This is a genomic window from Candidatus Villigracilis vicinus (genome assembly GCF_016702885.1).
GTDB lineage: Bacteria > Chloroflexota > Anaerolineae > Anaerolineales > Villigracilaceae > Villigracilis > Villigracilis vicinus.
This window is the reverse complement of sequence record NZ_JADJDD010000011.1, coordinates 83,251-96,923: the sequence shown is the minus strand read 5'-3', so window position 1 is coordinate 96,923 and position 13,673 is coordinate 83,251. Positions and strand designations below refer to the sequence as shown.

The window sequence follows — 13,673 nt, the reverse complement described above, 5'->3', positions numbered from 1 at the left end:
GTAAAAAACGACCAATCCCCAAGTCAGCTGCTTGGGGATTGGTCGTTAAATCCCTGCGAATAAAGATGCTTTTATTCTATGGTAAATAAGGCGCAACACTCTCCATCGACTCTACGCCATTACTTAATTCATAAGCTATCATACAAACCCCATAAAAGTCTTATCTACCTCACCCGTTACATTCGTTACATTATCAATTACGTACTTTAAACATATTAATATTATCGATAACCTCCGGACATTCTCATTGAGAGAAAAAACAATTTCTTAACCTTAAAATATTTTATTTAATGAGAATAACTCTTGTATTTAATTTTATTATTGCTATACTGATGCAACAACAAACAAGTTTACAAAGGAGATAGTTAATGACAACTACAGCTGCAACGATGGATAAGTTAACCATCAAGACTGAAAATAAATTTAGAACACTAGCAACAAAACAAAATTATAAGAAGGGTGAAGTTATCAGCGCTATCCCCAGCGAAGATGTACGCGATCATCCTAACCGTTACACAGTACAGATCGGTCACGATAAACATACGCACGTTGGGAAACTTGCTGCGTTGAATCACTCCTGCGACCCCAATGTTATTCTTGATACCGAAAACATGGAAATGGTTGCTGCCCGTGATATCGAGAAAGGCGAGGAGCTTTTCTTCTTCTATCCTTCCACTGAATGGCAGATGGATGCTCCATTTATTTGCTTATGTGGTTCAGCGAACTGTATCAACGTAGTTGCAGGAGCTCGCTTCCTGCCTCTCTCTACGCTGGAACGACATTACCTCAATCCCCACATCCGCGATCTGATGATCGAGCTGCTCAAGAACACAAAGAATAATCTCAAAAAGATAAAATCGTAGTAAACAAAAAATCCGAAGCTAAGGCTTCGGATTTTTTGTTTATAGTTTTTGGTGCAATGCCAGCAATTTGTACGCACTCGACCATGGTTTTCCCAAGCGGTGGTTATCAGAAACTTCCACTTTATTGAATTTCTGTGCAATCGAAGGAAGCATGATGGCGATCGTGGCCCAATCATCAGAAAGGACGGCTTCCTTCAATTTGGCAGCGTACTGCGAAGCCCACATCCATTCCATACGGAATTTATCGGCTTTCACCCAGTAGTCGCGTTTTTCCCAGGCTGCGACCGAGGCATCGATACCCTCCGAAATGGCTTGCAATGCCAGCGCGATATATGCTGCCTGATCTTTCGTCTCCGGCGTTACCTGGCTTTGTTTCGCCAACTCACGGATGCATAACACGATCGATTTCGATAAACGGGTTCTTTCTTTTCCTACAGAGTCAGTATTGATCAGTCGGCTCAAGGCAGTTCTCCATTTGGATTTATACCCAGCGCGGCCGCAAATCGGATTTTCTCAAAGGAAAGAAAATATAATTCGTGACCGTGGGGAATTAACAATCGCGCGATTATACCGCCAGATTTCACTTCTTCGGATAAAATAGCGCGGCAAATATGACACACCAAATTAACGCTATTATCTTCGACCTTGGGAACGTCCTCGTCGGCTGGGACGCCTTTTTGCTTTATAAACGCTTCTTTCCAGATCGTGAAACGGTCGACCGATTCCTAGAGGAGATTCGTTTCCTCGAGTGGAATGCAAAACAGGATGCCGGGCGTCCATTCAAAGAAGGCGTCGCAGAGCTTTCAAATCAATTTCCACATTACTCTGAATTAATTCAGGCATATGACACTTATTGGGAGGAAAGCCTGACCGAACCATATTACGAAAGTATAGAGATCGTCCACGCCTTGAAAGATGCGGGCTGGCGGTTGTATCTATTAAGTAACTTCTCTTTGGAGAAGTTCAAGCTTATTGAACATAAATATCCGGTCTTGGAGTGTTTTGATCTCAAGATCATTTCTGGCGAGCAAAAAACCGTAAAACCAGAAGCAGAGATCTTTCACATCACCTTGCAAAAAATTGGACGCAAGGCAGAAGAATGCCTTTTCATAGACGACTCTCTTCCCAATATCGAAACTGCCAGTCAGCTGGGCTTTCAAACTATTCACTTCCAGTCCCCCACCCAACTGAGGCAGGACTTAATCACTCTCGGAATCAAAGGAATCACTTCATGAGTAACACACTTCAACAAAGTATGTTCGATGCCATTGAGACAGAATTGAAACAACAGGTGAGCCGGTTGGATCAACCGCATACTCAACCTTTCCATGAGATGCTCACCTATCACATGGGCTGGACAGGAGAGGGGGCAGGCGCCCAGGCAGCCGGGAAGCGTATTCGTCCATTGCTTACTTTGCTTTCAGTGGCTTCAATAGAAAATAAAAAGGAAGCTAATGGCAGTAATAATTGGCTACACGCAGTTTCATTAGCCGCATCTATCGAACTCGTGCATAACTTTTCACTTGTTCATGATGATATCCAGGATAACTCAGAACTGCGTCGAGGCAGAAAAACCGCTTGGGTCAAATGGGGCGCGCCAATGGCGATCAATGTTGGTGATGCCTTATTCGTCATTGCAAATCAGGCGGCTCTTAGTTTGAAAGCACATTACCCTGCAGAAATAGTCGTACGCGCAGCCGAAATATTGAATAACTGCTGTCTTGATCTGACCCGTGGTCAGTTTCTCGATATGTCTTATGAAGAACGCAATGATCTTACGATGGAAGATTATTGGCCCATGATTGGTGGTAAAACCTCTGCCCTACTCTCTGCTTGCACCCAAATCGGAGCTCTTCTTGGCTACGCGCAAGAAGAGGCGATAGAAAATTATCGGCTGTTTGGATATCACCTTGGACTCGCATTCCAGGTTCAGGATGATGTACTGGGCATTTGGGGCGACGAATCCGTAACGGGTAAATCTGCGGCGAGCGACCTGGTCGAAGGAAAAAACTCACTGCCTGTCTTATTCGCTCTTGAGAAAAAAGGAGAGTTTTCCAAACGCTGGAGGCAGGGACCGATCAGACAAGATGAGGTTGGGTATGTGTCGGGACTTCTTGAAAATGAAGGCGCAAAACTTTATGCGGAGAAAACTTCTGAAGACCTAACCCAGAAAGCACTTGGTTACTTAAAGGATGCCGCCCCGCAGGGAGAAGCTGGAAAGGCGATCCTTGGACTGGCAAACACGCTCTTAAAACGCAAACAATAACAAGTGGCAGAGCGAGACGGTGAATATCGGGCTTGACATAGCTTTTCAGCCTAACGTATAATCCCGCCGTTGTTTATGCGGGTGTAGTTCAGTGGTAGAACATGTGCTTCCCAAGCACAATACGCGGGTTCGATTCCCGCCACCCGCTCAAAAAAAGCCGAGGAAATTTCCACCTCGGCTTTTCGTTATGCTATACTAGTCACACAAACTATATCAAGTTGTAAGGTAGCTGTCATGATGACGTGTCAGCAGTAAAGTAAAATTTTGCGTGGAGAGTACCAGGCATGCCAGACCATGGACGTGGAACCATTTTGTATGTAGAAGATAACCCTGATAATCGAAATTTAATTAGAAGGGTACTGAACGCGGAGGGGTACGCAATGGTGGAGGCTGCCCATGCCGAACAAGCCTTCAAGAAACTCGAAAATGAGAATATTGATCTGATCCTGATGGATATTAATATGCCTGACATGGATGGATATACCCTGACGGCAAAGATCAAGAAGATGGAAAAATATAAAAACATCCCAATTGTGGCTGTAACAGCCAATGTGATGCGCGGAGATCGGGAAAAATCTCTTGAAGCAGGATGCGATGGCTATATCCAAAAGCCGATCGATATTGATACTCTCGCCCTGCAGGTCGAACGCTTCATCACAAGGAGAACCAATGCCTGACCAAGAACCAACCCCAGCTGTTTCAGATACCCAACCCATACGCAAGCCGACCATTCCAAAAGATGCGGCAGTGCTTGTGGTGGAAGATAATGTCTCGAATTTCGTTTTGATCGCCCGTATGCTCGGTTATCTGGGCATTCATTGCGAATGGAAAACCTCTGGTTACGAAGTGGTTGAGTATGCTGACACCCTGCCGCGACTGGATCTAATCCTTATGGATATCCGCCTGCCATATGAAGATGGGTACGGCGCGCTAAAAAAGATCCGCGCGTCAGAGCGTTTTAAATCGGTTCCCATCATCGCTGTTACGGCAGAAGCCAGCCATGAACAAATGAAAAAAGCAAAAGAATCCGGGTTCGATGGTTTTCTAGGCAAGCCGCTTGATCCGGATCGTTTCCCCGACCAAATTCGCCGGATATTAAACGGAGAACCAGTCTGGGAATTTAGTTAGTGTTAAAATTTTGCTAAATGACCATCCCTGCTGCGCCCAAGTATGAAACTCAAAAAGGAAAGCCCATAAGCAGTCTTACGAGCACCCTCGTCAGGACGCTTCTGGTCTTTACATTTATTCCGCTTGCCTTGATGGCGGGCACGGCTTATTTCCGTGCCCGTAGCTTATTAAAGGAACAGGCAAACCATCAACTTGAAAGCCTGCTTGTAAATCAGGTTCAAGTGATCCACGATGGCGTACAAGCCAGGGAAAATAACTTAAGAGAAATACTCGAAAAAGAAAATACTTCTCCCCTGATCGAAGCGGTCTTGCAGACTAACTCACAAAGTGATCAGTTCCGCACAATCCGGAGTGATTTTTTTAATAACCTACTCAACAAGGATTCCGAAGGGAGATTCAACGGCTTCGACGAACTCATCCTGGTAGACTCCGAGGGCGTTGTAAGGCTCGCTAGTAATGAAGCTTGGCAGGGTGCAACCCTGTCCCCCACCCTGCTGGAATTTGAAGACACACAGTCGAAACTTTCGAACGGGCTCTCACCACTACCTGGAAATGAACTCGTTCTGATCACGGCGGTCAAATATAAAACGGAGAGCGCGCCGTTTCTTGCTGTACTGATCGGCATTACAAAAGGCGACGCCTTGCAGCAACTACTTCGCCCGCTCAATATCGCTCCTTATGCAAGCACTTATTTCATAACTTCAGCCGATGATACCTTTACAGCAAATCACGAAACGGGTGTGTTTGCCCACTACGACATGGAAACCGAAGCCAAAGCCCGGTTCTGGTCGGAATTAAATTCAATACAGGGACAGGCTGAACAGCCGTCTTCCACACTTGAACTTAAACTAAACGAAACAAGTGTCATTGCTCAAGTGCAGTGGGTACCCATCCTTCAAAGCGGGGTCGTACTTGCAATTGAGACATCAACGATCTTTGCCCAGATCAACAGCCTTACACCATTCACGATTCTGCTTGTACTGGGTACCATCAGCGCCATGGGAGTCGTCCTGTATTACGGGACAAGGCGCGTGATTAAACCACTGCAATCCTTATCTTCCAAAACTCGAAAATTCGCCGAGGGAGATTTAAGCCAGCGCATTGAGATATTGAATAGCAACGACGAAATCGGGCAGCTTTCACAATCTTTCAATTACCTTGCCGACCAAATCGAAGACAATTACAAGTCACTTGAGCGAAAAGTAGAAGAACGCACCTTGCAGATCCGCACAGCAGCTGAAGTGGCGCAAAGTATCACGACCATCCCAAACCTTGACGCAATGCTAAAGAAGACGGTTGAATTACTGGTACAACAATTTAATTTCTATCAGTCCAGCATTTTTCTGATGGATCGAAGCAGAAAAAATATTGAGTTTAAATCCGGTTTTGGCTCTGCTACGCAAGGTTTATTGGAACAAAAATACAGCCTTCCTGTCGGATCGAATTCGATCATCGGTTGGGTGGCGGCAAACAACAAACACAGGGTCGCTTCAGATACCGCAGATGATGAACTACACCTGACAAACGAACTCATGCCGGAAACAAGGTCAGAGGCTTGTGTACCCATCTCACTACATAACCTAGTTCTGGGTGTGTTGGATGTTCAAAGTACTCAACCAGAGGCGTTCAGCTCAGATGCGATTCTCATGTTACAAACGCTTGCAAGCCAAATCGCAGCGGCAATCCAAACCGCAAGTCTCACGGAATCGAGCCAGATCAACTTCCAGGAACTGGACCGACTCTACCGCTCCAGCCGCCTGATCGCTGAAGCAAAGGATGAGGCAGATATCCTGCGGGTTGGCGGTCAAATCTTAAAGGGCTCCCCCTACCCCATCGTCCTCTTCAAAACATCCAACGGATTCTTAAAGGTTGCCGCAGTCTCAGATGTAATTCGCGCCGATATCCCCACAAACATACAGCAAAATGGCATTCAGTCGAGCCAACAAGAGTTGAAGGATTATCTGTCGCACGGTGCTGTTTCGTCTTCCAGTGCAAGCGCCGATCTACCCAAAGCATTTAAAGAGACTCTTCGTGCATTAGATCTGTTGAACGCGGTATTCCTGCCGATCAACGGGCGGGATTCGCTGGAAGCTGTGATAATGATCGGATCCAGACAGCAAACCCTTTCCATGGCAACGCTGCAACCGTATGAAAATCTCGTAGACCTTATGTCTGTAACAATCCAGCGCGCAAAGGCTGTGGTCGAAACAGAAAAACACTTAAGCGAAGTGGAATCTCTCGCTTCAATGAATGAGTTGATCTCATCTACTTCAGATATTCAAGGGTTTTTCCATGCCTTGCTGGGCAAGATCCAGCAGATTATTGGCGATTACAACCTGATCGTAGCAACGTACGATGAAGAAAACAACTCCGTCCAGATCCCCTTCAGTTATGAGAATGGAAAAATCCTATCCATCCCGTCGTTTCCGCTGGGTGAAGGATTAACTTCTATTTTGATCCGTACGCGCCAGCCATTGTTGCTGGTAAAAGATACAGAGAAAAAAGCAGTGGAACTTGGCGCAAAAGTGGTTGGCAAGCCTGCAAAATCATGGATGGGCGCCCCCATGATCGTTCAAGGAGTTGTACTCGGTGCATTGGTCATTCAAGACCTTGAACATGAAGAAGCATTCAATGAAGATGATATGAAATTCTTCACTACGGTTGCGAGCCAGGTTGCAGGCGTCATTAAAAGCGTACAACTCCTGGACGAAAGCAAGCAACGAGCCATTCAAATTGAAACGGCTGCTGAAATTGCGCGCGACATCAGCGGGTCATTAAATCTGGATGAACTTTTGAACAAAGCGGTCAACTTGATCCGCGAACGGTTCAATTTCCATCACGCCGGCATCTTCCTTCTGGATCTGCCCGGTGAATTTGCCATCATTCGTGAAGCCACGGGTGAAGCTGGGGCGCAAATGAAGCGTCAGGGACACAAGATCGGGGTCGGTTCGAAATCGATCGTGGGATATGTCACTGGAAAAGGCGAAACGCTGATCGTAAGTGATACGACAAAAGATCTGACCTACTACCCTAACCCGCTTCTGCCTGAAACCCGGGCTGAAGTTGCCATTCCATTGCGAGTCGGTGAACGGATCCTGGGTGCGCTCGATGTGCAAAGCACACAGCCGTATGCATTCCATGAAGATAACCTACGCAGTTTGCAGATTCTCGCAGATCAATTGGCGATCGCGGTTGCGAATACTGAACTGTTCGCTGAGACTCAAGAACATCTCTCTCAGCATCGCTTATTGCATCACATTACTTCCTCTGCAGCTTCGGGGACCACTCTTGAAGAGGCTCTTGAAAGTGCGGTCAGTGGTCTTCAAGTAACGCTTGGCGGCGACAGGGTTATGATCCTTCTGGTAGACCGCGAAAAACGCGTGCTGGAAGTGAAAGCTGCAGTTGGTTATGCGGAAGATATCAGTACCATGAAGGTTGAGGTAGGAAAAGGCATCACCGGCTGGGTTGCTGCGCACAGACGCCCTCTACGCCTTCGTGATGTCAGTGAAGACTCCCGATATATTGAAACCAGCCCAAACACCCGGTCTGAATTAGCCATTCCATTGATCTATAGAAACGAAATTCTGGGTGTGATCAATGTGGAAAGTGAACAGGCAGATGCCTATTCAGAGAACGATGAGGAAATGCTTGGCACGCTTGGCGGCAGCCTGGCAGCAGTGATCGCAAATGCCCGGTTGTTGGAGCAGATCAGGGCGCAGTCTGAACGCGAACGTCTGATCAATGAGATCACAGCCCGAATCCGCAGGTCTTCCGATGTTCAGTCAATTCTTCAGACAACAGCAGGCGAGATCGCAAGAGTTACCGGCGCGCGGTACACAAAGATCCAGGTGGATCCAAAACCCGGCGAATCCACGCGTGAAGAGAGTCAATCATGAAGTTACCCTTCAAACAGGATAATCCCTCAGAATCGCTTGGAACCACAGAAAGAGTCTATGCAGCATGGCGCGAGCGGTTTATCGTCCCGCTGCTGATCGGGACGATGATCTTCGGTGCCATCGCACTGTTGCCAGCGATCATTGCATCTGACAGTATCTTGATCGATGGGATCTTTATAACAGCCTATTCGATCGTTGGACTAACCGCTATTAGCCGGGTTTCTTATACGATCCGCATTGCTGCATTCCTCATCGGCATTTATGCGATTGCGCTTGGAGAGGTTATTAGTCTTGGAATCCTTGGCGATGGTCTGTTCTTCTTTTTGGCACTGGTTGTTTTTGCAACAATGCTACACTCGCCGCGCTCCGGGATCCTGTCGATCGCAGCCAGCATCCTTAGCTTTGTGATACTTGGCTGGCTAATGCTTTCAGGGCGGCTCATCCCGCTCAACCTAAATGCAACCCCGGCAAAATTTGAAGATTGGATCAGTGCTGGGGCAGCGCTTCTAATGTTCGGTGTTGTGATCATTATTGGCTTCCAACAATTGGAACGAGAGTTTACCCAAGCCCAGGGGCAGGTCGCCACGTCTCTCTCCGCGCTACGCGAAGAACGCAACAACCTCGAAACCAGGGTTCAGGAGCGCACCGTGCAATTGCGCCGCATCAATGAAGTGGGACGGGCAGTGGCTGCAATCCTTGAACTCAACGAGATCATCTCACTAACACCGAAGTTCATCCAAAATGAATTCGGCTTTTACTATACAGCGATCTATCTAATTGATCCATCAGGGCAATGGGCTGAACTTAAGGAAGCCGCGGGCGAAGCAGGCAAGATCATGAAAGATAAAAAACAACGCTTCAGCCTCAACGGAAAGAGCATGGTTGCACAGGTATTGCGCACCAAAAGCGGACAGATCCTGCATGATGCCAACCAGATCCGGACGGATAACCCCATGTTCCCTTATACACGTTCGTTGATCATGGTGCCGTTAATCGTTGGTGATACCGTCCTTGGTTTGCTTGAAATGCATTCCTCCAAAGACAATGATTTTCTGCCGCAAGATCTGGATGCCTACCAAAATATGGCAAACGGTATAGCAATCGGCATCGAAAATGCCAATCTGTTCCAGGAAGCGCAAAAAAGTATTACAGAAATGCGCGCCACACAAAGACTATATCTGGAAAATGCGTGGACATCACTTGCCTCAGAAAAGTCATTAAACTATGCTCTCGGCGATACTGATCAGGCTGAAAACTTCCCGCTTGAAGTACCTTTGGCATTACGCAACCAGACCATTGGTCAGATTCTTGCAGCGGGATCGAACGAATGGACAGCAGAACAAAAAGACCTGGTCGAGTCGATTGCAGAACAAGCTACGCTTGCCATCGAGAACGCGCGCCTGGTGGAAGAGAGCCGCTTCGCCGCATCACACGAAAGACTTACGAACGAGATTATTTCAAAGATCTGGGCGTCGCCAAACATGGACGGCATTCTGCAGACAACAGTGCGTGAATTAGGACGCAACCTGGAAGCTTCTGAGGTGGAGATCGAAGTTTCACTGGAGGATATGAATGAGGAATAAAAGCATTCAATTCTCAGCATTCGATCTGAAGACATGGCGGGAACGTTTCATCCGCATTGTTTTGCGGGTTGCATCCATCCTTGGTGTGATCATGATCAGTGCGTCTTTTTCCACTGCCACGAACACCGACAGGGTTTTATTCATCGTCATGTATATCATCCTGCTCGCAATAACGCTCCTGCCGACCGGGTATACATTACGGGCTTACCTGCTTCTGATCATTACCACAATTGTCGGTGTGAATGCAGTTCTAGCATGGGGACCGTGGGCAGATGGGTCTCTCTTTCTCTTATCAACTGTGGTCATGGCAACCCTGTTATTGGACAACAAAATAGATTTTGTTCTTCTCGCGGGTAGTATTTTATTTTTAATTACACTCGGCTTGCTTTCACTAAACGGAGTCTTTGATGTCCGCTCACCCCAGGCACCACCCTTAGACCTTGCAAGCTGGGGTGTATATATCGCCGACTTTTCGATCTTGGGTATCATCATCATTTCAGCAACAAATATGCTCAAAAGCGCTTTTACCAAGGTTGTTACTCAAATGCAAACCGCTTTTGAGGCGCTTGATATGGAAAGAAAAAATCTTGAACATAAGGTTCAGGAACGCACCACCGAACTTGAAACACGCATGTCGCAGTTACGTGCATCAGCCCTTACAGCCGGAGTCATTGCCGAAACGCAGGAAATCACAGAATTATTAAACAAAGCAGCCAGTTTGATCTCGGAGCGGTTCGAGTATTATCATGTTGGCATTTTTATTTTGGATGCCCAGAGAAGAAACGTTTACCTACAATCGGCATCTTCTGAAATCGGAAAAAGTTTGATCGGGCGTTCGTTCCATGCCGAGCCAGATCGAAAAAATCCGCTGGCAGTGGTCGTGGAAACCAACAAGACCCTTATTACATCCGATCTGGATAGAACGAACTTTACACAAGATCCAAATTTCCCGCTCACCCGTTCTCGCATGATCCTGCCACTTTCTGTCCGCGGAACAGTGATCGGGCTCATTGATATTCATTCCGATCAGCCACGAGCCTTTTCGTCTGAAGAAGCGGAAATCATCCAGACTCTGGCAGACCTAACTGCCATCTCTTTTGATAATGCCCGCCTTTTGGATGAAACACGGAATCTTTTGACACAGCTCGAGTCAAATACAGCCTTACAGACACAGAGGACCTGGTCCAAATTCACTAGCCGCCACAAAAGTGCCTATTTATACACACCCGCTGGTGTACGCCCTATCTTTGCGCGAGACAAGCAAACTAATGCAGACGATCTTTATGTTCCGGTTTCTCTTCATGGGCAGGAGATCGGAAGGATCAAACTCAAAAAGAGAAAGGGTATTTCGAACGAATGGTCTGAGCGTGAACGTGACCTGGTGGAAAAAATATCCTACCAAGTGGCACTTGCCCTTGAAAACAGCCGCCTTGTGGATGAGGCTCAAAAAAATGCGCTTCGAAACCAGATGGTTGCCAATTTTTCAACCTTTGTGCGTGAAACACTTAACATTGAAGAGGTTGTTCGTTCTGCTGCTACCGAGTTACGAAAAGTGTTTGACTTAAAAGAAGCAGAAATCTTGATCAGCACTTTATCTCCGCAACAATCCGAGCAAGATTCCTAGTTTTGCAAACTGGTCAGACTTTATTTACGAGAAACTCTATGGAAAATTCGTCACAACCAAAAGCGCGCTCGTCCATTGGAATTTGGTCAAGGCTAAATTTTTCGCAAAAATTTGCGATCTTAGCAGTGTTCTTTGCACTGCCTGTGATCGTTTTCATTCCTGTTTCACTTATTGAACAGTATGATCACGTTAACGAATACGGTATTAAAGAAAAAGCTGGGACGGTTTACCTTCGTGCGCTATGGGAAGTGAACATCAGCGTCCAAAACTACAGCAGTATCTATAATCAAGGTGCATCTGAAGAGAGCCTTGAAGAAGCCCGCAAAAAAGTTGATGCCAGCCTCAAAAACCTCGTGGCAGTAGAGGAGGCTACTGAAAGTTTTGAGTTAAGTTTCTCTGCAAATGAATTAACCCAAATCTGGGGAGTCGTTGAAACCCAGGAAAGTATTGCCTTATTCCTCGAAAAATTATCAGATGCGATTCTTGAAGTCGGCAATAAATCCAATTTGGTTCTCGATCCCGATCTGGATACGTACTATCTTATGGATGCAGTTTTACTTAAACTGCCAGATAGCCAAAACGATGTTTTCAGAATAGGTTCGATTCTTGTTAATGTCCAAAAAAACAACTCTCTTTCGAGCGAAGAACAACGCGAGTTTGAAAGGCTCATATCGAGCACCAGGGAAAACCTGGCAAGTCTCGAAAAAAACCTGAGCACCGCAAATGAAAATAATAAAAATCAGTCTATAACCCCGGAACTTATTGCAAATTTTACAATTTACAAAAATAATCTGGAAGCTTTATTGAGCACTCTAGAGCAGGATGTTCTTAAGTCAAACGTTGCACCAAATTTTGAAGAAGTAAACATTCTTCAGGCTTCAGGAAGTCGAAGCGAGTCTTAATTTTTATTCGTTGATCTCTGCCCGCCTTGAAATCGGCATAAACAACCGTATTAATAATACGGTTGTGCGAGTGTTCACTCTGCTTGTTTTAATGGTCATTAGCACATTGGGTGCGTTCTTCGTCGGGAATCAACTTATCCGCTCCATCAGTATCCCCCTTCAAAAAACGATCCAGGCTGCCGAAGCCTTCTCGTCCGGGGAATTTTCAACGCGCATTGATTATGAGGCGAGTGATGAAGGTGGACAAGTGATTTCTGCTTTTAATAAACTGGCTCAGGAAGTTGAATTACAGCAAAAAAATCTGCACACCCGAACCGTAGAGCTGGAAAATAAAACCCGCAAACTCGAAACAATCTCAACTATTGCCCGCGAAGTTACAACTTTCCGCGATATTTCCACGTTACTTACAGCAGCGACCAAACTTGTTCATGAAAACTTTGGGTACTATCATGTAGGCATCTTCCTGCTGGACGAGAGAAAAGAATTTGCCGTTCTGGCAGCCGCCAACAGCGAAGGCGGTAAACAAATGCTCGAGAAAGGTCATCAACTCAAAGTCGGCGAGACGGGTATCGTGGGGTATGTATCGGAAAATCTTCAAGCCCGTATTGCTTTAGATGTTGGCGCTGACGCAGTTTTCTTTAATAATTCATACCTCCCCAATACACGTTCCGAGATGGCGCTCCCCCTTGTAGTTAGCGGGCAACTGCTTGGTGTATTGGATGTGCAAAGTACCGAACCGAAAGCCTTTGTTGAAGATGACATCAATACCTTGCAAATTCTGGCAGAGCAGATTGCTGTTGCAATTCAAAATGCAAACCTGTTCAGTGAAGCAGAAAAGGCACTCAGTGCTGCGCGTGCCACATACGGACAACTGAGCCGTGAAGCATGGAGCAAAATGCTTCGGAATCAGGAAAAGATCGGCTTCCTGGCAACACCGCCCGCCACCATCCCGATCCAAAGCGATATTGCCGAACCTGCGATTTCAAAAGCAATTGAAACCGGGGATCTCATTCTCGGTAGTGATGGTCTAACAATCAGCGTGCCTGTAAAGATCCGTGGGTTGGTCATTGGTGCAATCCGTTTGAAAAAAGCAGAGATTGCAGATGCTTGGACACAAGACGAAACCAATCTCGCCATTTCGTTATCTGATCAACTAAGCGGAGCATTGGAAAGCGCCCGTCTTTACCGGGAGTCTTTGCAACGGGCAGCCCGCGAATCACTGGTTTCTGATATTTCTGCCCGGATCACTTCTTCCGCTACAAGAGATGCGATCATCCGCGAAACAGTTCAGGAATTAGGTCAATCTATTCCACGCACATCAGTAACCTTCCAGTTGCTCGATCAAGATAATGATCAGGATCAGAGTCAAGCCACGGGTAAAGATGCGAAGGTCTCGATCAATGAGTAACGA

Annotated in this window: 11 protein-coding genes and 1 tRNA gene; 11 read left to right on the top strand and 1 reads right to left on the bottom strand. The window is 46.4% G+C overall.

Annotated elements, in window-relative coordinates; all coding sequences use genetic code 11:
• Positions 1-368 precede the first annotated feature (368 nt).
• A complete protein-coding gene (locus tag IPG80_RS11365; RefSeq protein ID WP_345106645.1) occupies positions 369-863 on the top strand; it encodes an SET domain-containing protein-lysine N-methyltransferase in 495 nt (164 codons plus the stop codon).
• Positions 864-902: 39 nt separating this feature from the next.
• On the opposite strand, the gene IPG80_RS11360 is transcribed toward IPG80_RS11365, so the two are convergent.
• Positions 903-1,325 (bottom strand): hypothetical protein, encoded by a 423-nt coding sequence (locus IPG80_RS11360; protein WP_345106642.1) that lies wholly within the window; start codon positions 1,323-1,325, stop codon positions 903-905.
• 149 nt (positions 1,326-1,474) lie between these two features.
• Here IPG80_RS11360 and IPG80_RS11355 point away from each other — a divergent pair, with 149 nt between their 5' ends.
• From IPG80_RS11355 to IPG80_RS11310, 10 genes are all read left to right on the top strand, one after another.
• Positions 1,475-2,098, top strand: a complete 624-nt coding sequence (locus IPG80_RS11355) for an HAD family phosphatase (protein WP_345106641.1) — start codon at positions 1,475-1,477, stop codon at positions 2,096-2,098.
• Positions 2,095-3,129 (top strand): polyprenyl synthetase family protein, encoded by a 1,035-nt coding sequence (locus tag IPG80_RS11350; protein ID WP_345106639.1) that lies wholly within the window; start codon positions 2,095-2,097, stop codon positions 3,127-3,129. The genes IPG80_RS11355 and IPG80_RS11350 overlap by 4 nt, the downstream gene beginning before the upstream one ends.
• Before the next feature lie 77 nt (positions 3,130-3,206).
• Positions 3,207-3,277, top strand: a tRNA-Gly gene (locus IPG80_RS11345).
• Positions 3,278-3,413: 136 nt separating this feature from the next.
• Entirely contained in the window at positions 3,414-3,806 is a 393-nt protein-coding gene (locus IPG80_RS11340; protein ID WP_345106636.1) for a response regulator, read from the top strand.
• The gene (locus IPG80_RS11335) at positions 3,799-4,257 is read left to right on the top strand and encodes a response regulator (RefSeq protein WP_345106633.1); all 459 of its coding nucleotides are present in this window, start codon (positions 3,799-3,801) and stop codon (positions 4,255-4,257) included. The genes IPG80_RS11340 and IPG80_RS11335 overlap by 8 nt, the downstream gene beginning before the upstream one ends.
• 17 nt (positions 4,258-4,274) lie before the next feature.
• Positions 4,275-8,153, top strand: coding sequence for a GAF domain-containing protein (locus tag IPG80_RS11330; RefSeq protein WP_345106631.1), 3,879 nt, complete (start codon positions 4,275-4,277; stop codon positions 8,151-8,153).
• Positions 8,150-9,736 carry a GAF domain-containing protein gene (locus tag IPG80_RS11325; RefSeq protein ID WP_345106629.1) on the top strand — a complete coding sequence of 529 codons (1,587 nt, stop codon included), beginning with the start codon at positions 8,150-8,152 and terminating at the stop codon, positions 9,734-9,736. Before IPG80_RS11330 ends, IPG80_RS11325 begins: the two co-directional genes overlap by 4 nt.
• Positions 9,726-11,360, top strand: coding sequence for a GAF domain-containing protein (locus IPG80_RS11320; protein WP_345106626.1), 1,635 nt, complete (start codon positions 9,726-9,728; stop codon positions 11,358-11,360). The genes IPG80_RS11325 and IPG80_RS11320 overlap by 11 nt, the downstream gene beginning before the upstream one ends.
• Before the next feature lie 38 nt (positions 11,361-11,398).
• On the top strand, positions 11,399-12,262 hold the full coding sequence (locus IPG80_RS11315) for a hypothetical protein (RefSeq protein WP_345106624.1): 864 nt from the start codon (positions 11,399-11,401) through the stop codon (positions 12,260-12,262).
• Between the two features lie 64 nt (positions 12,263-12,326).
• Positions 12,327-13,670 (top strand): GAF domain-containing protein, encoded by a 1,344-nt coding sequence (locus IPG80_RS11310; protein WP_345106622.1) that lies wholly within the window; start codon positions 12,327-12,329, stop codon positions 13,668-13,670.
• The last annotated feature ends 3 nt before the right edge of the window (positions 13,671-13,673 follow it).